Origin of the sequence: Bacillus sp. JCM 19034 (assembly GCF_001310635.1) — a bacterium.
Lineage (GTDB): Bacteria > Bacillota > Bacilli > Bacillales > Bacillaceae_D > Halalkalibacter.
The window spans coordinates 265,747-291,805 of sequence record NZ_BAXR01000002.1 but is presented as its reverse complement, the minus strand read 5'-3'; the positions used below and the strand labels follow the sequence as shown (position 1 = coordinate 291,805).

At 37.1% G+C, this 26,059-nt stretch carries 20 protein-coding genes and 7 pseudogenes; 5 read left to right on the top strand and 22 right to left on the bottom strand.

Annotation, left to right across the window (positions count from 1 at the left end):
- Window positions 1-245 precede the first annotated feature (245 nt).
- Both JCM19034_RS04945 and dnaE read right to left on the bottom strand, forming a co-directional pair.
- Window positions 246-586, bottom strand: a pseudogene (locus JCM19034_RS04945) (hypothetical protein).
- Window positions 587-606: 20 nt separating this feature from the next.
- A complete protein-coding gene (gene dnaE / locus JCM19034_RS04940; RefSeq protein WP_062047776.1) occupies window positions 607-2,310 on the bottom strand; it encodes a DNA polymerase III subunit alpha in 1,704 nt (567 codons plus the stop codon).
- Between the two features lie 142 nt (window positions 2,311-2,452).
- Here dnaE and JCM19034_RS04935 point away from each other — a divergent pair, with 142 nt between their 5' ends.
- Window positions 2,453-2,791 carry a YtrH family sporulation protein gene (locus tag JCM19034_RS04935; protein WP_231686809.1) on the top strand — a complete coding sequence of 113 codons (339 nt, stop codon included), beginning with the start codon at window positions 2,453-2,455 and terminating at the stop codon, window positions 2,789-2,791.
- Window positions 2,788-3,294 carry a sporulation membrane protein YtrI gene (gene ytrI, locus JCM19034_RS04930; RefSeq protein ID WP_062047772.1) on the top strand — a complete coding sequence of 169 codons (507 nt, stop codon included), beginning with the start codon at window positions 2,788-2,790 and terminating at the stop codon, window positions 3,292-3,294. Before JCM19034_RS04935 ends, ytrI begins: the two co-directional genes overlap by 4 nt.
- 11 nt (window positions 3,295-3,305) lie before the next feature.
- Here ytrI and JCM19034_RS04925 read toward each other — a convergent pair whose 3' ends face one another.
- On the bottom strand, window positions 3,306-4,244 hold the full coding sequence (locus JCM19034_RS04925) for a bifunctional oligoribonuclease/PAP phosphatase NrnA (RefSeq protein WP_062047770.1): 939 nt from the start codon (window positions 4,242-4,244) through the stop codon (window positions 3,306-3,308).
- A 108-nt stretch (window positions 4,245-4,352) separates the two neighbouring features.
- On the opposite strand from JCM19034_RS04925, the gene JCM19034_RS04920 reads away from it, so the two are divergent.
- A complete protein-coding gene (locus tag JCM19034_RS04920; RefSeq protein WP_062047768.1) occupies window positions 4,353-4,634 on the top strand; it encodes a YtpI family protein in 282 nt (93 codons plus the stop codon).
- 203 nt (window positions 4,635-4,837) lie between these two features.
- Here the strand turns inward: JCM19034_RS04920 and JCM19034_RS04915 are convergent, their stop codons facing one another.
- The 7 genes and pseudogenes from JCM19034_RS04915 to JCM19034_RS04890 all read right to left on the bottom strand — a co-directional run bounded on the left by JCM19034_RS04915 (window position 4,838) and on the right by JCM19034_RS04890 (window position 11,971).
- Window positions 4,838-6,145, bottom strand: a complete 1,308-nt coding sequence (locus tag JCM19034_RS04915; protein ID WP_062047766.1) for a DRTGG domain-containing protein — start codon at window positions 6,143-6,145, stop codon at window positions 4,838-4,840.
- 187 nt (window positions 6,146-6,332) lie between these two features.
- Window positions 6,333-7,016, bottom strand: coding sequence for a metal-dependent hydrolase (locus JCM19034_RS04910; protein WP_062047764.1), 684 nt, complete (start codon window positions 7,014-7,016; stop codon window positions 6,333-6,335).
- Window positions 7,017-7,120: 104 nt separating this feature from the next.
- Window positions 7,121-7,966: a YitT family protein gene (locus tag JCM19034_RS04905; protein ID WP_062047762.1), complete on the bottom strand. Its 846-nt coding sequence runs from the start codon at window positions 7,964-7,966 to the stop codon at window positions 7,121-7,123.
- Window positions 7,967-8,091: 125 nt separating this feature from the next.
- Window positions 8,092-8,448, bottom strand: coding sequence for a hypothetical protein (locus tag JCM19034_RS04900; protein WP_156323885.1), 357 nt, complete (start codon window positions 8,446-8,448; stop codon window positions 8,092-8,094).
- A 715-nt stretch (window positions 8,449-9,163) separates the two neighbouring features.
- Window positions 9,164-9,316, bottom strand: a complete 153-nt coding sequence (locus tag JCM19034_RS21575) for a hypothetical protein (protein ID WP_156323884.1) — start codon at window positions 9,314-9,316, stop codon at window positions 9,164-9,166.
- A gap of 59 nt (window positions 9,317-9,375) precedes the next feature.
- Window positions 9,376-10,761 carry an argininosuccinate lyase gene (gene argH, locus JCM19034_RS04895; RefSeq protein ID WP_062047758.1) on the bottom strand — a complete coding sequence of 462 codons (1,386 nt, stop codon included), beginning with the start codon at window positions 10,759-10,761 and terminating at the stop codon, window positions 9,376-9,378.
- Window positions 10,761-11,971: pseudogene (locus JCM19034_RS04890) on the bottom strand (argininosuccinate synthase). The gene argH and the pseudogene JCM19034_RS04890 overlap by 1 nt, the downstream one beginning before the upstream one ends.
- 240 nt (window positions 11,972-12,211) lie before the next feature.
- Between JCM19034_RS04890 and JCM19034_RS04885 the strand changes: the two are divergent.
- Window positions 12,212-12,508 (top strand): hypothetical protein, encoded by a 297-nt coding sequence (locus JCM19034_RS04885; RefSeq protein ID WP_062047756.1) that lies wholly within the window; start codon window positions 12,212-12,214, stop codon window positions 12,506-12,508.
- A 102-nt stretch (window positions 12,509-12,610) separates the two neighbouring features.
- On the opposite strand, the gene JCM19034_RS04880 is transcribed toward JCM19034_RS04885, so the two are convergent.
- The 7 genes and pseudogenes from JCM19034_RS04880 to JCM19034_RS04850 form a co-directional block, all read right to left on the bottom strand.
- Window positions 12,611-13,417, bottom strand: coding sequence for an EcsC family protein (locus JCM19034_RS04880; RefSeq protein ID WP_062047754.1), 807 nt, complete (start codon window positions 13,415-13,417; stop codon window positions 12,611-12,613).
- A gap of 7 nt (window positions 13,418-13,424) precedes the next feature.
- Window positions 13,425-14,369 (bottom strand): hypothetical protein, encoded by a 945-nt coding sequence (locus JCM19034_RS04875; protein WP_062047752.1) that lies wholly within the window; start codon window positions 14,367-14,369, stop codon window positions 13,425-13,427.
- A gap of 125 nt (window positions 14,370-14,494) precedes the next feature.
- Window positions 14,495-15,681: pseudogene (locus tag JCM19034_RS04870) on the bottom strand (acetate kinase).
- Between the two features lie 198 nt (window positions 15,682-15,879).
- Entirely contained in the window at window positions 15,880-16,869 is a 990-nt protein-coding gene (locus tag JCM19034_RS04865) for a class I SAM-dependent methyltransferase (protein ID WP_082393751.1), read from the bottom strand.
- A 70-nt stretch (window positions 16,870-16,939) separates the two neighbouring features.
- Complete coding sequence (tpx, locus tag JCM19034_RS04860) at window positions 16,940-17,440, bottom strand: thiol peroxidase (protein ID WP_062047750.1); 501 nt, start codon at window positions 17,438-17,440, stop codon at window positions 16,940-16,942.
- Window positions 17,441-17,620: 180 nt separating this feature from the next.
- Window positions 17,621-18,075, bottom strand: a pseudogene (gene ytfJ / locus JCM19034_RS04855) (GerW family sporulation protein).
- Window positions 18,076-18,092: 17 nt separating this feature from the next.
- On the bottom strand, window positions 18,093-18,752 hold the full coding sequence (locus JCM19034_RS04850) for a DUF2953 domain-containing protein (RefSeq protein ID WP_062047748.1): 660 nt from the start codon (window positions 18,750-18,752) through the stop codon (window positions 18,093-18,095).
- Window positions 18,753-18,879: 127 nt separating this feature from the next.
- Here JCM19034_RS04850 and JCM19034_RS04845 point away from each other — a divergent pair.
- A pseudogene (locus JCM19034_RS04845) lies at window positions 18,880-19,670 on the top strand (NAD kinase).
- Between the two features lie 72 nt (window positions 19,671-19,742).
- On the opposite strand, the gene JCM19034_RS04840 reads toward JCM19034_RS04845, so the two are convergent.
- From JCM19034_RS04840 to JCM19034_RS04820, 5 genes and pseudogenes are all read right to left on the bottom strand, one after another.
- Window positions 19,743-21,347: an amidohydrolase gene (locus JCM19034_RS04840; protein ID WP_062047746.1), complete on the bottom strand. Its 1,605-nt coding sequence runs from the start codon at window positions 21,345-21,347 to the stop codon at window positions 19,743-19,745.
- Between the two features lie 153 nt (window positions 21,348-21,500).
- Window positions 21,501-21,710 (bottom strand): alpha/beta-type small acid-soluble spore protein, encoded by a 210-nt coding sequence (locus tag JCM19034_RS04835; RefSeq protein ID WP_062047744.1) that lies wholly within the window; start codon window positions 21,708-21,710, stop codon window positions 21,501-21,503.
- A gap of 97 nt (window positions 21,711-21,807) precedes the next feature.
- A complete protein-coding gene (gene thiI / locus JCM19034_RS04830) occupies window positions 21,808-23,010 on the bottom strand; it encodes a tRNA uracil 4-sulfurtransferase ThiI (protein WP_062047742.1) in 1,203 nt (400 codons plus the stop codon).
- Window positions 23,007-24,014, bottom strand: a pseudogene (locus tag JCM19034_RS04825) (cysteine desulfurase family protein); the annotation flags it as partial. The pseudogene JCM19034_RS04825 and the gene thiI, both read right to left, overlap by 4 nt.
- 369 nt (window positions 24,015-24,383) lie before the next feature.
- A pseudogene (locus tag JCM19034_RS04820) lies at window positions 24,384-26,008 on the bottom strand (septation ring formation regulator EzrA).
- Between the last annotated feature and the right edge of the window lie 51 nt (window positions 26,009-26,059).

Genomic DNA, 26,059 nt, shown 5'->3' with positions numbered 1-26,059 from the left:
TAAAGCGATACAGACGTTCCTGCTGATTCCAAACAGATGACAGAAGAGCCGTATAAAATGGCAGTGGATAATGAACTTTTAAATATGCAAGCCAATAACTTATTAAACTATAAGCTACGGCATGACTTCTATTAAAGCCATAATTTGCAAAACGTTCAATTAATTCAAATGTTTCTGTAGCAACTTTTTCAGAGTAGCCGTTATGAACTGCTCCTTGAATAAACGATATTCGTTGTTTCTCTAAATCATGCTTTTTTCTTTTTACTAATTGCTCTACGCAATAGATCAGCTTCAGCTAATGAAAAGCCAGCTAGTGCTGATGCGATTTGCATGATTTGTTCCTGATAAATTAGCACACCATATGTATGCTCCAAAAACGGTTTAACAACTTCGTGTGAAAATTGGACTTTTTCTTGCTTATGCTTACGTTTAATATATGTAGCAATATATTCCATTGGCCCTGGCCGATACAAAGCGTTAACAGCAACAATATCTTCAAATTCAGTCGGTTGTAAAGACGCTAACACACGTCTCATCCATCTGATTCGAGTTGAAAAACCCCAGTTGTATCAGCTCTGCTTAACAAATGAAAGGTTGCCGAATCATTTAATGGGATCTTTTAACATCAATGTTATTACCAGTTTGTTGCTCAATGAAATAGACAATCCTCTCAAGTAACGTTAAATTACGTAATCCTAAAAAATCAAACTTCAATAAACCTAACTGCTCTACAACATCCATCGTTGCCTGTGTTAAAGAAACATTCGTCGTACCTTCCTGAAGTGCCAGAACTTCCGTTAGAGGCTTATCACTTATGACAATCCCAGCAGCATGAGTCGATGTATGACGAGGTAATCCTTCAAGCCGAGTTGCGATTTCCCATAGCTGCTTTGCTTCATCTGATCCACAGACGAATTCCTTTAATTTCTCACTTTCTTTCCACGCTCTAGCTAATGTCATCCCAGGAGAAGAAGGGATTTCCTTGATTATCTGATTTATCACATAAGCCTTAACCCCCAACACTTTACCTACATCACGAATAACGGCTCTAGCCGCAAGAGTACCGAATGTTAAAATATGTGCAACCCTATTCGCCCCATATTTCTTTTGAACATAGTTGATCACTTCATCGCGTCGGTTATCAGGAAAATCAATGTCAATATCAGGCATAGAGACGCGCTCAGGATTTAAAAACCGTTCAAATAGCAAATGATAGTCCAATGGATTAACATCCGTTATCTCTAGTAGATAAGCAACTAACGAGCCTGCAGCTGATCCTCTTCCAGGTCCTGTCATAATACCATGTTCCTTCGCATAGTGCATAAAGTCCCATACGATTAAAAAATAATCACTGAACCCCATTTTTGAAATAACAGCAAGCTCTTTTTTTATCCTCCGATCTATTTTCTCTGTCTTTTGTTCAAGTCGCTTTTCACATCCTGCCCAACATAGCTCCTCCAACAGCTCATCCGCACTTTTTCCATTCGTAGGAAAAGAGGGGAGCTGAAACTGGTTGAATGTAAATTCAATAGTACACATATTAGCTAGATGAGCTGTATTTTCTAGGGCATCTTCAAACCCGTTGAAATCAGCCTCAAGTTCAGATGGAGTTTTCAAGTAATATTGACGTTCTTCACCTGATACCTCGCTCTCTACTACCTTTTCTCCATCACCGATTGCACGTAATACTTGATAGGCACCAAAATCGTCTTGACGTAAAAAGTGACAAGGATTTGCTGCTGCTAATCGCAAAGGAAATTGTGAGATAAGCTGCTGAATTTGTTCTACTATATGAGCTTGGCGAATTGCTTCAGTTGTTATTTCTAAAAAGGTTTGCTTAGTCCATCTTTCAGGTATCCACCCTTTTAGCCAAGCCGTCGCTTTTTGGCTGTCTCCACTTTTTAGCATATCCGTTATTGGGCCGTTCTTAAATGGTAGCACGATCACGACGTCATCTAGCGAATCGGCCAGCTCTTCTTTTGTTAAAAAACGCTCCTCACGCTTTTTATGATGCCATTTTGATGAGAGCCATAATAGTTTCTTATAACCTTCATTATTCTTCGCATAAAACCGAATATCTCTGACAATTTTCGGTTGAACTAAAACGGTTAAACTCACACCAATAATTGGCTTTACTCCGAATTTTTGGCACGCATTATAGAAAGGAACGACTCCATATAAGACTGTTTTATCTGTTAAAGCTAGCTGCTTATAACCTTGTTGCCGTGCATATTTCACAAGCTCCTCAACTCGATTGGTTGATGAAAGTAAGCTATATTCACTTAACACGTGGATTGGTACAATATCCATTCCCCATCCTCCTTTCACTTTTGAAAGCTTGTCATATCTTTCTCTTCAGTTAACTATATATAAGTATGATTGACAGTCAAACCTTTTTGGCAGTAATGATTTCTATAATTATAAATCTCGTTTTATTGAAAGGATGAGTCCATTGTTAAACCGTGAGCTTTTAGCAACATTGATTATTGATTTTTTCGTTGCATTTGGTGTCATTATTGGTGGCGCCCTCATCGGTGGAATCGGTGCTTTCTTAATTGGCAAACCGCCATTATCTGTGATTCATAACTTAGCAGGCAATTTAAAGATTTGGGCTATCGTAGCAGCAATAGGTGGCACTTTTGACGCAATTTCAAGTATTGAAAGAGGTTTATTTGAAGGCATTCATGACGACATTGTTAAAACAGCCCTGATGATTTTTGCTGCTTTATGCGGAGCGCAAACTGGGATAACGGTTATTCAATGGCTCGTAGGGGAGTCCGTTTCCTCATGAGAATTCCACCATTATATAAACGCACCACATTTCAACGTTTTCTTGCTGGATTATTCATAGGTGTGCTTTGTGGATGGTTCTTTTTTCTCTTTCAATATGGACAACTCTATAATCAATTAATGATCCAGCTTTCTGAGCAACGATCTACAATCACTTCACTAGAAGCCCGCATTGCCGAATTAAATAGTGAACAGACAAAATTAAATGAAGAAAACAAGCGAAAATTAACGATTCAAACAATTGAAATCGAATTAAATAATGCTCGTCGTTTACGCTTGAATCAGTTAACTCAGCTAGAACTACGAACGCAAATTATGGAAGAGCTCCAGCATTTAGAGCGAGAAGACATTGAATCTGTTGCGAATATGAAAGATTTATTAATACAAGCACTCGAAAATAAAGTGTTTAAAGTCGACGATAATGAATTCCAAGTCGATGTCCAAGGGCTATATTTATTTACAACTTTACGAATAGAAGTTGCTATTAAGCCAGCAAGTAATTAAGAAAATAGACTTCACTTAATTACTTGCTTTTTTGAAATATCTACTAGTTTATTTACAATAAGATCTGCTTCATCCCATGAATATGCGTTTGCTCCCGCTGCCTTTGGATGACCACCTCCGTGGTGCTCAGCGGCAATTTGATTAATGACAGGTCCCTTTGATCTTATTCTAACTCTTATCTGCTCATCCTCTTCTACAAAAAATACCCACGTCATAAGCCCTTCCACATCTGAAAAAACGTTAACAAACTGAGAAGATTCATTTGCTGTCACTTGAAAATCTTGTAATGTTTCTTTTGTTATTTTCATGACACCAACACATTCTTCAATAACATGAAAATGTTGAAGGATATAGCCTTCAAGTCGTAGCATACGGATATCCTTCTTATGAAGCTGTGCATAAAATTCGTTGCGATCAAAAGGCTGCTCTAAAAGGACACTCGTTCTTCTTAACGTTTCTGCAGTTGTGTTATCGTAACGGAATCTTCCTGTATCACCAACAATTCCTGCGTAAAACAGACGAGCAATTTCTGGATCAAACTTCCAATTACAATCGATCATCAATTGAACAAGCATTTCACAAGTCGAACTAAACGTAGGATCAACCCAATACACGTCCCCATACGGTTCGTCGTTCGGATGATGATCAATTTTAACTAAACAAGCCCCTTGCTCATATCGTTGATCTGATATTCGTTCTTTATTAGCTGTATCACAGACAATGACAAGGGCACCATCATACATTTGCTCATTTACTTCGTCCATTTCACCTAAAAAACGTAACGAATCCTCTTGTTCACCAACTGCATAGACCTTCTTATTTGTGTATTGCTTTTGAATCGCTTTAAGCAAACCGAGCTGTGACCCTAATGCATCAGGATCAGGACGTACGTGTCGGTGTATGACAATCTTGTCGAACTGTTCTATTTTCCTTATGATTTCATTTATCATTTAAATGAACTCCTCTCTTTACGTTCATGATTCCTTCACTAGCATCTTTTACTCAATGACGGTACAATAGACTGCATAAGTGAACATATTAAAATGTAGGTGAATGATATGGAAAAACTATTTATTATCATCATTATTTTGTCAGCTATCTTTTTTCTTTATAATAGGGTTAAAGCATGGCGCCAAGCTGAGCCTCTTTTAAAACGTATTTATGAGTCGAAATCAACGCTAATGCTCGGTATATTTTTGACTGTTTTTGGAGTAAACTTATTAGTCTCACCTCGACATGCTGTTGATTGGATCGTTGGAATTACCTTCCTCGTATTTGGGGTCGCTAACCTTATCTTTGGCTTTAAGGCACATCGCCATTACTTAGCACAACTGCCATAAAAAATCGGAAAACTTTTTTAGAAGCACTGAGCTGGACCTTACAAAAATAATAGCTAAGCCAGTGCTCCTCCCCAATTTAACATCCATCTACTTTGGTTCTTCCTAATCATTGCACCGGTTAATGTTTCTTTGAATATGTAGAGATATTATGCTTACTTTATATTACCGCCATTGTCGTTCCAACCTGTACTCACATCTATTTTCTAATCAATAAGTTGAGCCATCATTAATGCTTTGCCGACAATCTGTGCATCATGGTAAAGCTCAACATCAATTTTACCGTGCTTTCGACCAATCTCTAATACTTTTGGCTCAATTGTTAGCACACTTTCCATTTGAACAGGCTTAATAAAATATAACGTAATATTTTCTACAACTAAATCACCTTTCTTATAAGTTCTTAACACCTTGCGACCTATTTCTGTAACTAAAATAGTAAATACACCATATGAAATGGATCCTAATTGATTCGTCATCTGAGGGGTAACCTCACAGGTGAATTGAAATTGTTCTTCTGTCGAGCAATCTTGCAAACGACTTGTTACAATTTCTTCAATCGTCTCACCGACATGCGGCTGGCGTTGAACCATTTGCAATGCCTTTAAAACATCCTGCCTACTCACTACCCCTATTAGCTTTTTCACCTGATCAATAACAGGCAATAATTCAATCCCTTCCCATACTAGTAAATGAGCAACTGTAGCGATTGACGTTCGTTCATTTACTGTAATTGGTTCTGTTGTCATCACTTTTTCAATCTTCGTATGAGAGGCAACCCCAACCACATCCTTTGCCGCGATCATCCCTCTTACTTTCATTGATTCATCAATAACAGGATAGCGACTATGTCCCGTTTCTTTATTTAACTGATCCCATCGTTGTACAGTATCCCCTGTTGTTAAATAATACGTATTAGCAAGTGGAATTAAAATATCGTCTACGAGCACAATTTCCTTCTTAATTAATTGATCGTAAATCGCACGGTTAATCATAGCAGCAACCGTAAACGTATCATAGCTCGTTGAAATAATCGGTAATTCTAGTTCATCGGCTAGACGAATCACTTCTTCACTTGTTGAAAAGCCTCCTGTAATTAAAACTGCTGTTCCCGATTGAATACCAACTTTATGAATTTCCTCACGATTGCCTACAATTAAGAGATTCCCAACTTCCATATAACGCATCATTGCATTTAGCTTCATTGCACCGATGACAAACCGATTTAACGTTTTATGTAGACCTCTTCTTCCACCTAGAACTTGGCCTTCAACAATATTAACCACTTCAGCATAAGTTAATTTTTCAATATTTTCTTTACGTTTCTTTTCAATCCTAATTGTTCCAACTCGTTCAATTGTACTTACAAGACCCTGATTCTCGGCTTCCTTTATAGCTCGATACGCTGTCCCTTCACTAACATTTAGTGCTTTTGCGATTGAACGGACAGATATTTTTTCTCCTACTTGTAATCTCGTTATATAGTTTATAATTTGTTCGTGCTTTGTAGCCACTTTTTTCCTCCAACTATGACCGACCTATAACAAATCACTTTAAGTATACGTGTTCCCTTCCTTGCGAGCAAGAAAGGGAAATGATATAAAAAGCAACATATGACCATTTTTAAGAAACCTTGATAAAAAAAGCACCTTGAAAGGAATATTTCTCTTTCAAGACGCCTTTAGCTTCAAAAGGATTGAACTATAATTCAATTGCTTCCCCTATTTGAAGGACAAGTCCTTTCTTACCAGATAACCCTTCTGCATAAGCAACAGGATCCTGCACAATCACTGGGAATGTGTTGTAATGAATCGGAACAACTCGTTTTGCTTGTAGCCATTCAGCTGCTACTGTAGCGTCCTCTGGTCCCATTGTAAAGTTATCTCCAATAGGTAAGAATGCTAAATCAATCGAATTTCGTTCTCCAATCAGCTTCATATCACTAAATAAAGCCGTATCTCCGGCATGAAAAATTGTTTTTTCCTCTGCCGTAAATAGAATTCCTGCAGGCATTCCTGTATAGACAATGTTTTGATTCTCTTCTTCAGTGTATGAGGACCCATGAAAAGCTTGTGTTAATTTTACAGTACCAAATTCAAAGCCATGAGCTCCACCAATATGCATTGGGTGACAACGAACACCTTTCCATTCTAAATAAGTAGCTAATTCAAACGGTGCTACAACGAGGGCGTCATTTCGCTTCGCTAACTCAATCGTATCCCCTACATGATCGTTATGACCATGTGTGAGCAAAATAACATCTAATTCTAATTTGTTTGCATCAAGATCGGTTTGTTCATTCCCTGTTATAAAAGGATCAATGATGATTTTTGTCCCTTTTGTTTCAATGAAAACAACAGAATGTCCATGATAGCTAACGTTCATCTTTACACACTCCTTCTAGTAGTCTTTCATTACAAATTTCAATATTAATCATTACAATTCCTTTTATATTTTAATATAATTTTAATAGCAACTAGCCTTACAGTTCATCCATTTCTACTTTGAAAAAAAGTAGCTTTTTTTACCCCAGCTGTTTCCGTAACAAACGAAGCTTCAAGAACCGCACCTGGATCTACACTTAAAACAAGCTCTTTCAAGCGTGGGTACATAAAACGATTTGTTATACAATAAATAATCAATCGTTCATCACCAGTATAGCCACCTTGTCCGTAAAGGTACGTTATCGAAACATCTAACTCCTTTAATAACTGCTCGCCTACTTTATGTGGATGATCAGAAATAATCATCACTGACTTTGCTTGATTTAATCCATCCATGATAAAATCAATCATTTTCGAAACAATATAAAAAACAGCAACACTAAACATCGCTTGTTCTAATGTAAAAACAAAAGCAGCTCCTGTTAAAATGACGGCGTTAATGGCTAATAAGAACGTGCTGATTGGAATATGGAATTTACGGTTTAGCCATATTGCGATCATCTCAGTACCATCAACAGCTCCTCCTGCCTTGACAACTAAACCTACTCCTAAACCAAGCATTAAGCCACCATAAAGTACAATTAATACTTCTGAAGAGGTGATAGCAGCAAAAGGGGCTAACCACCAAAGGGAAACAGCAGTAATAACATTTGCAAATAATGTGCGAACAACAAACTTTCGACCCATATACCTTCCGGCAAACATTAAAGTCGGGATATTTAAACCGATAAACACGATCCAAATTGGAATTGAAAATATCGTATTGGCCATGATCGCTAGTGCTGTAACGCCACCATCGACCAATCCATTTGGAGCTAATATTAACTCAAGACCAACTGCTACACAAACTGAACCTAAAGTTAGAAAAATATAATCAATCAATGTACGCATAAAACCGCTCCTTTTCCCACTATGATCATTTTACCACAAAATGAAACAGTAGCGGGAAAAGGGACATTTCAATGCCCTTAAAGGGACATACCTTTAAGGGCGATAGTAAATCTATAATCATGGTACTATTCACCTTGTGGCCATACCCATGTGAATAGTTCACCTTCTTTGTTCATATAACGAATATCTAATTTTGACATTTGCGGGAACTTCTCTTTCATTTTTTCAACATACTGCTCAATCGAACGTTTTTCAGTAATTTGCAATTGAGAAACGATGGCTTCGACTTGTTCTTTCGCCTCTTTGCCTTTCATCACAGAAGAACCTTTTTCAAATTCATATTTCCCCGGACTATCATACTCCCATTCGTATTCTTGACCATCAGAAATCATCGTTATTCGAACAGAATAAGCACTCATCAACTCTGTCCCACTAGCAGCAACGTGTGTACTACTAATGAAGCAAAAAAGATTATGAGACATATCACACATTTCTTCATATCATCACCTCATTATTAGGATGAGGCAGTTTTTGGTATATTATACATTAGGTATACGATATAGTCGCCTTATCAATCTCTTCAGTATCACTAGCAACATATTCTCTACCTTTTTCCTTTAGTACCATAATACTATATATTACATATTATATTTAAATTACCACCTGTATACATGTTTAAGTGATTTTTAAGTGGTTTTCAGTACTATAAACCTAATGACATCACGAAATAGGCTATATCTCCCACAAAAAGAAGGTGCAACAAAATGCTCTATATTTGCTTAATGGTAACATGGTGTATTCTCTTCTTCACTATTTCTTTTCGTAAAAAAACACGTACTATAGCAAAGAATAAAAAGAAGCTTAGTACGCGACTGCATGATTCAATTAAACATAATTACTAAAGAAGGGGTTGGGAAACTATTGATCGTTGCCAACATAAGAACTAGCTTAGCATTATTATGCAAGAAGGTTTGCCTTAAGATGCTAATTTAGGACTAAGAAATTTAGACACACCATTAGGTCTAAGTAATCGCTTAATTTCAGGTCAAATATTTCGTTCAATAAAATACTCGTTTCAATAAAAAACTGTATCGAAGCAAAAGCCAGAGTACTCGATACAAAAATATCAGAACAACAACTGAACTTTAACTTAAAAGAATTCAAGGCGAGCATCTTAAACTCACCTTGAATTCTTTTCTACTTCTTCATCTTTTCATATTGGTGCTGCATCTCATCTAGATGTCTTTGCTCATAAGTGCCATTACTATACGAATCAAGCAACAATTGACGTACTTCTTGCTCACCTTGTTGATCGTACGAACCGTTTGTTAATTTATGCTCCTTCTTCATTAGTGCATTAGCCTCCTTATAGACTTTTACATTCAAATCTAGTATGAGGCAAACAATCACTATTTATGTGAGGGTACTAAAAGTTCCTTCGCTTTCTCTAATGACACTCTCACTTGCTCAAATCCAGTTCCGCCAGCACTGTTTCTTCTTTCTACAACGGTCTTTGGATTTAGAACTTCATAAATATCTTCGTCAAACAAATCACTCGCTTCTTGATAATCGGAAAATGGCAAATCAAGGAGGAACACACCTTTTTGAATGGCAACTAAAACAAGCTTTCCAACCACTTCGTGTGCTTGACGGAATGGCATTCCTTTAGTCGCTAAATAATCAGCTAGCTCTGTCGCATTTGAGAAATCATTATGAACTGCTTTTTCCATTCTTTCTACATTAACGGTCATCGTTTCAATCATGCCGGCAAAAATATTTAAAGATCCCTTCACTGTTTCAACTGTATCAAACATACCTTCTTTATCTTCTTGCATATCTTTATTATACGCTAGAGGTAATCCTTTTAATGTCGTTAATAAAGAGAACAAATGACCATATACTCGACCTGTTTTTCCACGAATTAACTCGGCCATATCTGGATTTTTCTTTTGAGGCATTATACTGCTGCCAGTTGCAAATGAATCATCCATTTCTATGAACTGAAACTCTTGTGTTGACCATAAGATAAGCTCTTCACAAAGACGTGATAAATGCATCATGATCATGGAGGATGCACTTAAAAATTCAACAATAAAATCTCGGTCACTTACTGCATCTAAGCTATTATAGTAAATATCATCGAACCCTAACAGCTCAGCAGAATAATGGCGATTAATCGGGAAAGTTGTACCGGCAAGTGCACCAGCACCTAATGGAGAAACATTGACACGCTTAAAGCTATCCTCTAATCGTCCATAATCTCTTTCTAACATCCAAAAATAAGCTAATAAATGGTGAGCAAAAGAAACCGGCTGTGCCCGTTGTAGATGAGTATATCCTGGGATCAGTGTCTCAACATGCTCACTTGCTTGTAATACAAGAGCTTGCTGAAGCTTCTTTAATCCAGCCATTATTTCTTTCGTTTGATTACGCAAATAGAGATGCATATCTGTCGCTACTTGATCATTACGACTTCTGCCCGTATGTAATTTTCCTCCAACGGGGCCTATCTCATCAATTAAATGCTTCTCTAAATTAAGATGGATATCTTCCTGTTGCACAGAAAATTCCAGTTCTCCTTTAGCCGCTTTTTCACGTAGGACGAGTAGACCGTTCTTAATTTGTTCAACCTCATCCTTTGGAAGAACGCCACACTTACCAAGCATTGTTACATGGGCAATACTTCCTTCTATGTCTTCATTCACTAATGCTTGATCGAAGCCGATCGATGCCCCAAAGGCATCGACCCACTCTTCAGCCGTTTTTGTAAAGCGTCCACCCCAAAGCTTTGACACTATTGATTAACCTCCTTCTTTTCCTTGTTGACTTTACTATTGACTTTCGTTGATAATCCCCACAATGAAATAAAGCCAACAGCTGCACTATGATCAAACTCATCATCCGTTGAATACGTTGCAAGCTTTTCATTGTATAGAGAATATGGTGATTTACGTCCTTCTACAATCGCATGCCCTTTAAATAGCTTAACACGTACAACGCCTGTTACTGTTTTTTGTGTTTCTTGTAAAAATGCTTGAAGTGCATCTCGAATTGGCGAGAACCAAAGTCCATTATAAATAACTTCAGATAACTTTTGTGATACGATCGGTTTGAAATGTGCCACTTCTTTCGTTAATGTAATATCTTCAAGCTCTTTATGTGCCTTAATCAATGTCATCGCACCAGGCACTCATACACTTCACGTGATTTAATACCAACTAGACGGTTCTCAACATGATCAATACGTCCGACACCATGCTTACCAGCAATTTGATTCAATTGAAGAATTAAATCATCTAATTCATACTTCTTACCATTAACTGAAACTGGAACTCCTTGTTCAAAAGCAATTTCAATATATTCTGGCTCATCAGGTGTTTGTTCAATTGGAGCAGTCAGCTCGTATGCCCCTTCTGGCGGTGTCGCCCAAGGGTCTTCTAAAATTCCACATTCATTGGCACGACCCCATAAATTTTGGTCAACAGAATATGGATTATCAAGATCAATCGGAATCGGAACATTATTCTTCTTTGCATATTCAATCTCCTCATCACGAGACCAACCCCATTCACGAACTGGAGCCAATACTTTCAAATCAGGATTTAATGCTTGAATCGAAACTTCAAAACGCACTTGGTCGTTTCCTTTCCCAGTACAACCATGAGCAACGGCAGTAGCACCTGCTTTTTCAGCAATTTCTACTAACTTTTTTGAAATAAGTGGACGAGATAAAGCTGATACGAGTGGATACTTATCTTCATACATCGTATGTGCTTGTAAAGCAGGTAAAACAAAATCCTCAGCAAATTCCTTTTTCGCATCAATCGAGTATGATTCAATCGCACCTACATCAAGTGCTTTTTGTTTTACAAAATCTAGATCCTTTCCTTCCCCAACATCTAATCCAACTGCAATAACATCATAGCCTTGATCAGCCAACCATTTAATCGCTACAGATGTATCCAAACCACCAGAATAAGCTAAAACTACTTTTTCCTTACTCATCTTCTCATTCCCCCAATGAATATTAATACTCAATATATTATTTTTATACATTTGTATTCAAAAAAAGGAGCGCTTGAATCAAACGCAAAAGTCATGCATAAACCTATCGATAAATCTTATTAATATTCATTACTTTAACAGGCAACGTTCATTTTGGCAAGTATTTATTGTATCTTTTTTGAATGAATTTATTTGCTATAATAGGATTCAACGCTATCATATACATATGAGGTGATAAAGTTGTCTGTCCAATTTATATACGATCGCCGTTTAGGTATAGAGCTTCCCCTTTTTGAACAAAGCTGGGACGCACTCGATTATAAGATAAAAGATGTTACATTAAAGAAATGGGAAGAAATACGTGGAACCATTCCAGATCGTGTGAAAGAATTTGAGGAAAAAATACGAATTGTCCATCTTCAGCTATCCGACGAAGAGGATTTTGAAACATGTTGTCGATTAAATGAAGAAATGGCTGAGCTAGCATCGATTATTAATGATTTGTGGATATGGTTTAGACAGTCTCCTGCCATATGAAAGCTACATTATATAATCAATATGAAATTTGAAAGAGCACTGGCCTTGCTTTATTTTCATTCGAAAAATAACCGCTCCGCATAGTGCTCCTAAATTTCACTCTCATTCTAGAAGTCTTCTTTTTGTATAAAAATGTTTCGCCACTTCAATTACTTGCTTTGTAAAAAGATAATTCGAACCAGCTCCTATTACAATCCCTAACAAAGGAACGCTTTGAACCGTCTTTTTTCTCATAAATGCAATAAGAAATCCCTTCGCTAATTGAGTTGTAAGCTGCTGTAACCACCCTTCATGGAAAATTGCATCATCCCCCTCATAAAAGATTGCTTGCTGATGTAGCTGACAATCTTCAATAAGCTTGTCCCATTCTGCTCGTTGATAATGTTTCGGCACAGTTGCAACATGTAGTAACTTCAACATAAGCATTTGTTCCATCGGATGACGAGGGTCATAACCGTAGATAAAAGCTAATTGCTGCAGTGAACGAAGCTGGATCGCCATTAACGCAGGTAAATCAGCAGCTAGTAGGACGAATCCACCTAGTCCAGTAACACCTCCTTGTCCTAAAGACAGAAGGCGCTGCTTTGCCATAGCTTGCTCAGCCAAATAGTTTGTTTGTTCAAGGGACAGTTGTTTCATTTCTTCTGCAGTTGAGAGAGTAGGTTTGAAAATACGAGCTTGCGTAATAATACGTTGCACCACATCTTCAAACGAACGATTATGCAAAAGTGCAGAATGTAAATGAACGATACCGCTTTCTACTAATACAAGAAATTGACGTTTTCTTTTGTCATTCAATTTACTCAACCAGTTTTCTTGCCAAACGTCATATAACATAACTAGTTCAGATTGGTTTCCTTCAAAAAAGCACTGTTCCCAACGCTCTAGCTCATCCCATTGCTGTTTCAATGTTCATCTACTCCTTTTCCTTTTTCGTAAACAATCTCCTTTTTAACATTGGCGAATACACCCATCTCTCAGAAGATTGCTCTTGGGTCATTGACACATTATTTAGCTGTGTATTCATTTGTTTTAAAGACGAAAAGAAAATCGCTTCTGCTGTTTTTGGTGAAGCTGTACTTCCATATCCTTGACTGACTTCACCAAATTGACTAGCAATACAATGCTTTACAGCCATAAGTTCGAAAATATTTAGATCAAGATTAGCACGGCAAGCAGCCTCTGTTATCATTTCTAGACTAAGTGATACATAACCAAAGAATTCACCCTCATCTGTTAATTCCGGAGCTGTCGCATCTAAAAATGCTTTCGTCTTACCTATATCATGTAACAAACATGTCGTAATAACAATATCTTTATTGAGATGAGGATAAACCTGCAATAATTGCCAAGCACTTCTCGCTAATTGAACAACTTGTTCAAGCAAACCCGCATAATAAGCATGATGGTACATCTTTGCAGCTGGAATTGTTGTAAACCGGTCTCTAAATGATTTATGTCCAAAAATTTCTTTAATTATTTTCCTTAAAACGTCTGATTCAATCTCTTCCATATATAATCTTAACTCATGCCATAACTCTTCTCGATCAACACCATCACGAGACAATAAATCGGCAACTCTGATTTGGTCTTCTTTCGTAGCTAAACGCATCCGCTGAATCGAAAGCTGTTTCTGACCACGATAAAAACCAACCGTTGCTTCTACTTTTACGACCGCATGGCGTTCAAACTGCTTTGCCTGCTCATTTGTTAAATCCCATAAAATTGCAGGAATACGTTGTAAGTTACGCTCTAATTGAAAAGTAGCATAATCACTCCCATTAGATGCTTGCTTGATTTCACGTTCGCGGATATAAAAGAAATCAACAATGATCTCTCCTTCACTCCATGCTGACATCATTCCTTACTCCCCCTCAAATGTGATTTGAGTACTATGTTCTATTGTATGTAAAAATGAGCAAAGAAAGAAGAGGTTATATGAAGAGCGTGAATTGACTCTTCATATAACCTCTCCTATACAAAAGATTATTTTGCTAACCGTACTGTATCACGTGCAATCATAACCTCTTCATTAGTTGGAATAATTAACACTTTTACAGGTGAATGTGGGTAATTAATGAAAGCTTCTTGACCTCTAACTTGATTTAAGGCAGGATCCCAATATACTCCCATAAATTCTAGGCCTTTTAATACTTGAGCTCGAATAACGTCACTATTTTCACCAATACCTGCTGTAAAAATAATTGCATCAACTCCGCTCATTCGTGCTGCATATGAACCAATATATTTATGAATACGTGACGTAAAAACGTCTAAGGCCAATTGTGCACGTGCATTACCTTCCTCAGCTTTATTAACAATATCACGTAAATCACTTGAAAAACCCGATACTCCTAACAAGCCACTACGTTTATTTAATGTTTCTAATACTTGATTGGCATCTTGATTCGTCTTATCCATAATGTAAGGAATGAGTGCCGGATCAATATTTCCTGATCGTGTCCCCATCGTTACCCCAGCAAGTGGGGTAAAACCCATTGACGTATCAATTGACTTTCCGCCTTCTATCGCAGCAATACTAGCCCCATTACCTAAGTGACATGATAATAATCTCAATTGTTCAATAGGTCGCCCTAAAAGCTCAGCTGCTCTCTCTGATACATATTTATGAGAAGTGCCGTGGAATCCATATTTCCGTATTCCATACTTTTTGTAATAGTCATAAGGCAAGCTATATAAGTAAGAGGATTCAGGCATTGTTTGATGAAATGCTGTATCAAATACGGCTACCGCTGGGACATTTGGCAGCACCTCTTTAAAAGCATTAATTCCTACAATATTTGCTGGATTATGAAGAGGTGCAAGTTCTGAGACATCTTCAATCCCTTGCAGACTTCATCAGTAATTAGTACTGAATCGTTAAACTTTTCTCCACCGTGAACGACACGATGTCCAATTCCGTCTATTTCATCTAAGGATTCAATAATTCCAAGTGACGTTAATTTATCAAGTAAAATTTTGACCGCCTCAGCATGGTCAGGAATATTTAATGTGTCCGAATGCTTTTTTCCATTCACTTCAATCGTAAAGACACCTTGATCAAGTCCAATACGCTCGACTAACCCTTTTGTTACAACTTCCTCTTCAGGCATCGTTAAAAGTTGAAATTTTAAAGAAGAGCTTCCTGCATTAATTGCTAAAATATTTGACATTCTTATTAACCGCTCCTTTGTAAATAGGTCATATTCATTTAAGCACCGAGTAAGGCTTATTTCAAGTAAAAACGGCCATTCTCTCTCATATTCGAACAATTCAGAAATGAATACTCTTACAAATTAATATTTCTTTACATTGTATCCCTTTTCATTTATTACAAAAAACCTAGCTTAAAAAAAGCTAGGCTTTAACAATTATATAATTCCCAATTCTTCTGCAAACCATTTATTGATTCTTTGAACCATATCGGCTAACGCCTCTTGTTTCGAAAAAGAAGGCAATTCAGCTAGTAAAGCTTGACGAGGCGAAGTCGTTTTCTCACCTATTTTTTGAATAATAAAGATACTCTTCGCAAATTGTTCTGACGAAAACATTGATTGTGGCAACTGAAGTAAGGCTAAAATATGGGCTTGTTTCTTTAAATAATCATGTAATGATTTTGACTGATCATTTTCAAATAAGAAATTCGGTACTAAAAATAGAAGGTATCCTCCTTCTTTTACATGCTTCAATCCTTGTTCAATCATCAAATGATGAATATAAGAATGTCCTTCCTCAGCACGCAACGAATATGTTTTCGCGATATCATCCTTTGGATAATAACCAATTGGTAAATCTGTTATAACAATATCCACTTTAGGTATTGATAGAGGTTCAACACTGTCTTGATGGAAAAGACTTACTTCATTCTTTTGCAAATTAGCTCCAACATAGGCGAGTTTTAATAACGTTTCATCAACTTCAAATGCATGAGCATTTATTTGTATTTTCGAATGGTTGATAACTGTATAAAGCAGGTTTCCAGATCCGGTAGCTAAATCAAGTATTGATGCTTGTTTTTTTCCACCGAGTAACTTATTAAACAAATAGTGAATGAACAAGCTGACTGCTTCGGGAGTCATTGAATGGTGCGGTTGTACTGCACCTTTCATTCCTTTGAGTATAACTAATTGTAACGCTTTTCTCATATCTTCAGAATTATATACAAGCTCATTTACACCTTTTAATAACCGTTGCAATTCAAATTTATCCTCATCGGAAAGCTCTTGCACTATTTGATTCTGAAACAAATTTTCTCCAGCTTCTGCTATACCTTCTAAATATGTAAAAGAGGATTTTTCTGTTAAATGTTGTGCACTTTTGTCGAAATAACTATATAATTGTTCAATTATCATATCATTCATATATATTCTTTCCCTTTCAAACTAGAAGGATGCCTCTAATGAGACACCCTTCTTTGCTTTTTAAATCTTTTTACTTAGCTGATTTAGCTGCTTCGATAGCCGCTTCATAATTCGGATGGTTCGTAGCTTCTGAAACATATTCTACGTACACAATTGTATCGGATGAATCAATTACGAACACCGCTCTTGCTAACAGGCGAAGCTCTTCAATTGCTACACCGTATGCATGTCCAAAAGAAAGATCGCGATGATCAGATAACGTTTGTACATTTTCAATTCCTGCTGCTGCACACCAACGCTTTTGGGCAAATGGAAGGTCAACACTTACCGTTAATACTTGTACATTATCTAATGATGCTGCGTCTTCATTAAACGTCCGTGTTTGCTGATCACACACACCCGTATCAATTGATGGGATTACACTTATTAATCGTACAGATCCTTTTGAATCAGCTAACGTGATTTCAGATAGGTCGTTTGCCAATACTTTGAAATCCGGAGCCTTCTCCCCAACCTTCACTTCCGTACCAAGCAGTGTGACCGGATTATTTTTAAACGTAATTTCTGCCATCCTTCATCCTCCTCATCGTTTATGTATCTTCAATGCTATTGTACATGACCACCCTTAATATGGCAACGTATAAGACAGCCTCTTTCTCTGATTCACAGAAAAGACTATTCCCGTGAAAAATAAAAAGTTGTTATAAAAAGTCTAATTTTGACCTTTTATAACAACCGTTAGCCTATCCGTTTACATAGTTGTATTCGGGGGAGGTGTAGTTGTCGTACTTGTAGTCGTACTCATAGTTGAAGTACCTGAAGATTGATTAGACTGTCCCATCATTTCTTGAATTTTTTCAACTACCTGTGGAGCAAAATCAAGGAGCTTCTCATATAAATGTGTATTGCTATCAAGATGAACCATCTTAACCCCTTTACCATTTACAACGAGGAAAGCGATTGGTGTAATGGATACACCACCACCACTACCTCCTCCAAACGGATGTTATATTCTTCATCATTCTTATGATCAAGAATAAACTCACTACCGCCTGCAGCAAATCCAAAGCCCACTTTTGAAATAGGCATGATGACACTCCCATCTGGAGTTTCAACAGGATCTCCTACAATCGTGTTGACATCAACCATTTCTTTCAAATTTTCCATTGCCGTTTTCATTAAACCTTGAATCGGATGATCTCCCAACATCATAACCTCCCTGTTTAAATATTTTCCTCAACCGACGGTGCCTGATGTACTGTCGGCTTTTTTCGCCAATGCTTAATTACCATTAGGCCTGCAAAAATAGCTTGCCCGAGCCGAAACGAAATCATGCACGAAAATTTAGAATAAGAATAAAGCATTTGATAGCGTGGCTCAACAGATACTTTTGGGACATCTTGAAGGCGCGTGTAATGAGAGATGAGTCCAATGATCACACTTTTTAATGACCAAACGACTCCTGCTAATTGAGCTGTATGTGCTGCATCTTCAATGCCCACGGATGAATGCCAATTCAATTGTTTAATACGGACTTTTTTAAGAAACCGTTGAACAATAGTATGTAAACCGATTACATGCTGTATGAAATCTCTAATCGTCCGCAAAGCATCGATGAGATCTTGTGGAGTAATAATTCCTTTTTTCTTTGATTTTTTTAACGCTGTTTTTTGCTTTTCTTCTACTTCTAATGAGAGTGTCTCTTTGTTAAATTTAATAAGAGGAGCCGACATCTTATATACCTTCATTGCCCAAATGTAAACAGTTAATTCAAATAGATCGTCATCCATCTCATGACGGTATTGAATACTAATATTTATTTTCAAAACGAATAAAAGTAAACATAAAACAATTAATCCTCCTATAACATACAACCAAATCATTTCATGCCCTCTTCCTTTCCTTATTTTGTAAACTAGTGTCCCCTTAAAGTAGGATTTGTAAACATTTGTGATTCATAAGTTAATCCTTTAAACTAAAGACATGAAAAACAAATAAGGAGAAATATTCATGACTAATATTTATCTTTTTTACAAAAGAACAGCTGAAATGGATACATATGCGGAGATGTTTCGTTCTAAAGCAAAACAATATGGGATTACGATTGTAGACAATGTTCATGAAACGAATGTCATTGCTAGTATTGGTGGTGATAACGCTTTTCTACAAGCAGTTCAAAAAACAAACTTCAGCCTAATCATACCTATATTGGCGTAACACCTGACACGGAAACTGGATTTTATACAGATTTCACAATGAATGAATTGGACAAGGTATTTAAAATGCTTGTCACCCAGCAGCATTCCGTTCGAAAAAACCCAATTTTACAAGTCGTGATTGATCATGAAACACCATTTTACTGTTTAAATGAATGTACGATTCGTTCTAATGTGATTAAATCGTTTGTAGTTGATCTATATATTGACCAATTTCACTTCGAAACATTTCGAGGTGACGGAATTATCATTTCTACTCCGTCTGGAAGTACGGGCTATAATAAATCCGTAAGAGGGGCCATTATTGATCCTACCTTGCCGTCAATTCAAGTTAGTGAAATTGCCTCATTAAATAACAATCATTATCGTACCCTCGGTACATCGTTTGTCCTGCATCCTGATCGAACGTTAGTATTAAAGGTCATCCAAGATGGAAACGATCATCCAATCATTGGCGTCGATAATGAAGCACTAAGCATACGGAATGCGAAGGAAGTCACCCTTTCCTTAGCTGAAAATGAGATACAAATTATGCAAAAGGAAGGTTATCACTTTTGGAGAAACGTTCAAAAAACGTTTTTCTAATCATAAGTGCTAATTATCTCTTTAAATAATAAAGGACTAAAACGGCTAAAGTTCCTACCGTTTTAGTCCTATTCAATCTTTTTGTTCACTATAGCGATACATGACTGTATTATCAACGACAGTCATAAGCACCTTTGTTGCTAATAGCTCATCTGGTTCAATTTGGCATAGATCTTGATCAAAAATAGTAAAATCCGCTATGTATCCCTGATCGATAAATCCTCTACTTTGCTCCTTACTGATTGCAAAGGCACTACCCTTAGTAAAAAGTTGTATTGCTTCAAACGGTGTAAGCTTCTCATTAGGAAGGTATCCTTCATGATCTTCACCCTTTTTTCGTCTAGTTACTGCTGCGTGAATACCGAGCAATGGATCTACAGGCTCAATCGGTGCATCAGATCCACCAGCACAAATTAGTCCAGCATCCAGCAATGTATTCCATGCAAACGAATAATCCATTCTTTCTTCTCCAAGCCGTTCCATTACCCATGGAAAATCGGAAACAACGAAACGAGGCTGAATATCTAATATAACGGGTAATGATTTCATTCGTTCAATTAATTGTTTATTGGCGACTTGAACATGGATAAGTCGATCTCTCCCTTTTTCCAACGGATACTGCTCAAGTGCATCTAATGCCATTTTTAATGCACCATCACCAATTGTATGAATGGCTACAGGTTGCGAATATTCCCTTGCCCTCTGTATGATGCTCTTTAATGATTGTTCAGAATGAATAGCTACTCCAGACGTTGATGGATCGTCGGAATACGGCTCGCTTAACAATGCTGTACGCCCACCTAATGCTCCATCTGCAAATAATTTTATCGCCCCTAATTCAATAAAAGGGGTAAGCTCTCCAAATGAATATCCCTGCTCTTGCATTTCATCTAATGCCTCATGATGAACGAGCAAATGGGCACGAAACTTCTTTTTGTGACCATCAATCACATGCGTAAATTGTTTTAATGTCCTGACAAAGCCACCGTAATAGGCTAAATCCTCTGTATGTGCACCTACTATCCCTTTCTGCAATAAATCATTTACTGCTAGCTCTAATGCTTGATGTATGTATGATTCACTTACATTAGGGATAACATTCTTAACGATGTCTGTCGCTGAGTCTAATAAATATCCTGTAGGTTCACCTTGATGATCACGAACAATAACACCTCCTTTTGGATTAGGTGTATGGCGATCAATCCCAGATAATTTAAGGGCCTGACTATTTACTAATGCAGCATGACGACAAATCCTTGTTAAATATAGAGGGTGATGTGGACATATTTCATCTAGCTCAGCTCGATTTAATATTGTACGCTCTGCAAAATGATTTTCATTCCACCCTTCAGCTAATAACCAATCTCCTTTTGCTAAAGTCTTTACTTTTTCCTTGAGCTTTCTCTTCAATTCCTCTACAGATGTTACATTAGATAAATCTAAGCGTACCATCGTTTCACCATGTCCTATCATATGTAAATGGCTATCCACAAAGCCTGGATAAACATAACCACCTTCAACATCCTCCACATTTTCTATTTGATTTTTATATTTATGAAGAAGCGTTTCTCTCCTACCTAGAGCTACTATTTCTCCATTTTCTACATAGACCGATTCAACCGCTTCGCCTTCTTTTCTCATCGTAAAAAATGTCCCGTTGCACCACAAAGTACCCATGCTATCACTCCTTTACCCCTTTATCTTGACAGAGGATGTAATGAAATTCAATAACTATGATTTTAGCTATTATCAATGCCTCATCACAAACAAAAGAGGCGCCCTTTAAGACTAGTCTTAAAGTAGCAACCTCTTAATCCATTATTTATTTAATTATTGTTGAGTACCACCCATTTGTTGTTCAGCCATTTGAACAAGACGCTTAGTGATCTCTCCACCTACAGAACCGTTCGCACGAGAAGTCGCATCTGGTCCAAGTTGAACACCAAATTCAGAAGCGATTTCTACTTTCATTTGATCTAGTGCTTGTTGCACACCAGGTACTAACAGTTGGTTTGAGTTGTTGCTGTTGTTGTTTGCCATGTCTCTCACCTCCTTTGTACTATATAGAATGAGTCGAAAGAGAGAAAAACATGCAAAAACATTATTGGTAATTGTTGTGAGTGTTCCTACTACTCACTTAAAAGAGTGATTGATACTCCTTGTGATTTGTTTTTTCGCTAATAACTATTTTCTCGGTTCGTTTTACTGCATCATCAACGTAAAAATCTATATCAACATATTGCTCAAACTTATGAGCTTGATCTCGTCTCGGCTTAGTTTTAGGATCAGCAGGCAAAAAAATGGTACAGCAATCCTCATAAGGTAATATTGAAATCTCATATGACCCAATCTCTTTTGCAATATCCATTACTTCAAGCTTATCCATTGTGATTAATGGTCTTAATACAGGAAGATTTGTTACTTCGTTAATCGTATGAATACTATGAAGCGTTTGACTAGCCACTTGACCTAAACTCTCACCTGTTGCAATGGCTAATATTTGTTCTTGATTAGCAATTTGTTCACTAATACGAAGCATCATCCGCCGCATAATCGTCATTTGAAAATTACTTGGTACTTCAGCACGAATATGCTTTTGTACATCAGTAAAAGGGACCAAATGAACGGTAATGTCACCACCGTATTTTGTTAAAACCCGAGCAAGATCTAATACCTTTTGTTTTGCACGTTCATTCGTAAAAGGAGGACTATGAAAATGAATGGCTTCAAGCTTCGCACCACGCTTCATCGCTAAGTATCCGGCAACAGGACTATCAATTCCGCCAGATAACATCATTAATACTTTTCCACTTGTTCCAACAGGCAATCCACCGACTCCGGGGTATGAACCTGCTGTAATATACGTCCCATGTTCTCGTACTTCAACACGAATATTCAAATCAGGATGATGAACATCTACCTTTACGTTTTCAGTTTGAGAAAGAACGTATCCACCAATTTTGTGATTTAACTCTTGAGAAGAGACAGGAAACGACTTGTATGCACGTCTCGCAGAAATTTTAAATGTTTTCGTTTTCTGTTGATGCTCGGACAATACACGGAGAGCACCTTCCTGCATCGCTTTAAGCTCATTTTCAACCTTTAATGCTAAACTAAATGAATGAATGCCAAATATTCCTTTTAATTTTTCCATAATCGGCTCATGTGGCTGATCATTTAATTGAACGATGATTCGTCCAAATGTTCGTTTTACTTTTACTTCCTTAAATTCAGAAATACTTGAGCGAATATTTTGAAGTAACTGTTTTTCAAACGATGAACGGTTTTTCCCTCTTAAAGCTAATTCACCAAACCTTACTAAAATATGATCATAAATCATGACTTTGCAACCTCCATCAAACTGGGAATTAACTTGCGAAATTCCTCTAAAAAGATTTTCATTTCCTCTTTAGTCGTTTCATACGATAAGCTTACGCGAATCGCACTTATTGTTCTTTCTCTTGATAGCCCCATGGATCGTAAGACGTGACTCGGTTCACTTTCTTTTGAAGAGCATGCCGATTTTGTTGATACATATATTTCTTTTTCGGCTAATGCTTGAACGATGACCTCTGGTTTTATTGTTGGTACAGAAAAATTTATAATATGCGGTGCGCCACCTTTTGGACTATTAATAATAACGCCATCTATTCTTTCTAGCTCAGCTAGAGCATACTCTTTTATTTCATCAAGACTTTTCACGTTAAACTGCTCTTCACTAAGACGTAGTGCTTTTGCAAAAGCAACTGCTCCTGCGACGTTTTCTGTCCCCGTTCTAAGATTAAATTCTTGGCTTCCTCCGTGTTGAAGAGCCGAAAGCTTCGTACCTTGCCGGATATAAAGAAAGCCAGTTCCTTTTAAACCGTGAACTTTGTGAGCTGATCCTGTACAAAGGTCAATATGTGCTGCATGTAAATCAAGGGGAACCTTTGAAAGACCTTGAACATGGTCAACATGAAACGTGACATTTGGATGTCTGACTAGTTGTTTTCCAATTTCTTCAATAGGTTGAATAGCACCAGTTTCATTATTAACATGATGTATAGATACAAGGATTGTATCTGAACGAATGGCTGATAAAACATCATCAACTACAACATGCCCGCTTGAATTTAAATCAATATACGTAACATCAAATCCATTTTCCCCTAACTGCTGACATGTTGCCAGAACAGAAGCATGCTCAGCTGAAGTCGTCACAATATGCTTACCACGTTTTTTTCTTGCATCAGCGACACCTTTAATAGCTAAATTATTCCCCTCTGTTCCACCTGAGGTAAAGATGACCTCATTAGCTTTTACCTGTAAGGAAGTTGCTACACGCTTTCTCGCCTCAGTTAATAAGCGTTCAGCCTCAAGTCCTAATGTGTGAAGCGAAGAAGGATTGCCAAAAAGCTTAACGCTGACTTCATGTATGTCTCAACAACAGCCGGATTAGGCCTAGTTGTTGCACTATTATCTAAATAAATCATTTTTACCACCTCATTAAAGCTGTCGACATCTCATAATATTAGCATACGTTACAATCATTAGACTAGAATAATTCCCTCCTACATTCTAAGAAGCACTTTATTGGTTAGTATTAGAAAGGGGTGAAACTAGGTCTTCCTCTCGAATCACCTCATAAATCACATGCCATTTCATCAATTTCTAAGAAAAATCCCTTTATATAAAAAATGCCCACCAACAAATGTGGGCATTTTATCATATTAATTAAGCTGAAATATATTCTTCAACAATCGCAACAACATTCGGTTCAAAGCTTTCGACTGCTTTAACAGCACAGTCTAACGCTTCCTTATATAGATACTGCCTAAACAAATCCTCTGCTTCATTTAGTTGTTCATTGATTTCCGTTGAACGGTTCCTAAAGCGATTACCATATTGGATAACACGTTCACTTAACTGAGCAAGATGCACGATCTCTTCAATGTCGTTATGTGTTTCGTTGATTAATTCATTTGCTTCGGACACAAGCTGATTCACATTTTCCAGTTCAAGTGGAACTGACGCTAATAAAGAAAACGATTCTTTCAGTTTATGTTCAGCTAACGTTAGTTTTTCTAAATAAACTGTAGGCAACCCAGGGAGATTACTTCTTTGAACTATTTGTTTTGTATTAAAAAGGATGCCACGTAGCGTCGTTAAATCTTGCTTTGCTTGTCGCTCCTCTTCTCTCATCGAGAACATCGCTTCTTTCTCTGCAATAATCTTAGACAACACTTCTTCCATATCCTTTAACCAATCTGTAATGAGTTCTCGTATAGAAGTAAAATTTTGCTTTTTATGCTCAATATAATCAACAATCACGGCAAGCTGATTAGATAAGCTCTCAACCTTCCTTTTCATGTCCTTTTGCTGGTCCAGTCTGTCAGACGTAATCAAATAGCTTTCCTGAATGGCAAGCGTTTCATCTAACAATGCACCAACTTCTTTTTCTCCTTTATGAAGAAACTCCTCTAATTCAGACATCTTTTTAAACACAATCGTCTTCGATTCCACTTCGTGTTCCAAAATAGAATAAAGATCCTCCAACTTTTTAGCTTCTTTAGTCACTTCCTCTTCAACACCATCAAAGTGTAATGTGACAACCTGTTCCCTTAATGTTTTTATTCTCTCTTCAATTGCTGTTAATTGTTCATGTAGAGCAAAGGACTCTAATTGATAGCCATCCTTAGTCATATCTTCAATTCCCTTGCGAATTTCTTTTACTTCACCTGGTAATACGACATCAACCTGAACAAATTTCTCAGGGAACACTTCTAATAATCCTTCAAATGTTTTGCTAGCATCTTTTGCCTTCTTTAAATGTTCCCGAGCTTCTAAATAGCTTCCATTTTCAGTAGCTTCTTCAAATGTGTTAAGCTCGACTTTTATTTCCTCTAAACGCTTTTGAAAAAGGGGATAGCTTCTGCTAACGTACCTCGTTTTTCAATTAGCATTTCTTCTAATGAGGTATACTTTTCTAGAATCTCCGAAATTTCTGAACGATTTTTTTCTTCACTTTCAACCAATTTCTTAATATCATCTAACATGATTTTCAATTGCTCTTCAATTCCATTTAATCGGCTTTCTGTCATCGTTAACAATTGCTTAGCTTTCGTATAGCGGTTTTTCGCCGCATATTCTTCAATATCAAATAATTTCTCTTCAATATCCGGCAAGATAACCCCGACAATATCATCCCACTCTGTTCGCCACGTTTCAAATTTTTCTTCCGTTTGACCGGCCATTGTCAGCTTTTTTATTTTACCTATTTCCTCAGGGATTGTCCGATTAAGAATGTCATTTTTCCATTCTTCCATCCTGTCCACTTGGTTATAAATTCGCCTTTTCATATATGAACTGAGAGCAAATAAAAGAGCTAAAATAATAAGAGCCAAATAAAC

Bases quoted from the DNA above. Each gene is read 5' to 3' on its own strand.
- JCM19034_RS04910 (WP_062047764.1), bottom strand. From the start codon at position 7,016: ATGAACGTTAGCTATCATGGACATTCTGTTGTTTTCATTGAAACAAAA.
- JCM19034_RS21575 (WP_156323884.1), bottom strand. From the start codon at position 9,316: ATGAAGAAGGAGCATAAATTAACAAACGGTTCGTACGATCAACAAGGT.
- thiI (WP_062047742.1), bottom strand. From the start codon at position 23,010: ATGATTTATGATCATATTTTAGTAAGGTTTGGTGAATTAGCTTTAAGA.
- JCM19034_RS04920 (WP_062047768.1), top strand. From the start codon at position 4,353: ATGGAAAAACTATTTATTATCATCATTATTTTGTCAGCTATCTTTTTT.
- ytrI (WP_062047772.1), top strand. From the start codon at position 2,788: ATGAGAATTCCACCATTATATAAACGCACCACATTTCAACGTTTTCTT.
- JCM19034_RS04925 (WP_062047770.1), bottom strand. From the start codon at position 4,244: ATGATAAATGAAATCATAAGGAAAATAGAACAGTTCGACAAGATTGTC.
- dnaE (WP_062047776.1), bottom strand. From the start codon at position 2,310: ATGGATATTGTACCAATCCACGTGTTAAGTGAATATAGCTTACTTTCA.
- JCM19034_RS04875 (WP_062047752.1), bottom strand. From the start codon at position 14,369: ATGATGTCAGCATGGAGTGAAGGAGAGATCATTGTTGATTTCTTTTAT.
- JCM19034_RS04905 (WP_062047762.1), bottom strand. From the start codon at position 7,966: ATGCGTACATTGATTGATTATATTTTTCTAACTTTAGGTTCAGTTTGT.
- JCM19034_RS04900 (WP_156323885.1), bottom strand. From the start codon at position 8,448: ATGTCTCATAATCTTTTTTGCTTCATTAGTAGTACACACGTTGCTGCT.
- JCM19034_RS04865 (WP_082393751.1), bottom strand. From the start codon at position 16,869: ATGAATGATATGATAATTGAACAATTATATAGTTATTTCGACAAAAGT.
- tpx (WP_062047750.1), bottom strand. From the start codon at position 17,440: ATGGCAGAAATTACGTTTAAAAATAATCCGGTCACACTGCTTGGTACG.
- JCM19034_RS04840 (WP_062047746.1), bottom strand. From the start codon at position 21,347: ATGGGTACTTTGTGGTGCAACGGGACATTTTTTACGATGAGAAAAGAA.
- JCM19034_RS04835 (WP_062047744.1), bottom strand. From the start codon at position 21,710: ATGGCAAACAACAACAGCAACAACTCAAACCAACTGTTAGTACCTGGT.
- JCM19034_RS04850 (WP_062047748.1), bottom strand. From the start codon at position 18,752: ATGATTTGGTTGTATGTTATAGGAGGATTAATTGTTTTATGTTTACTT.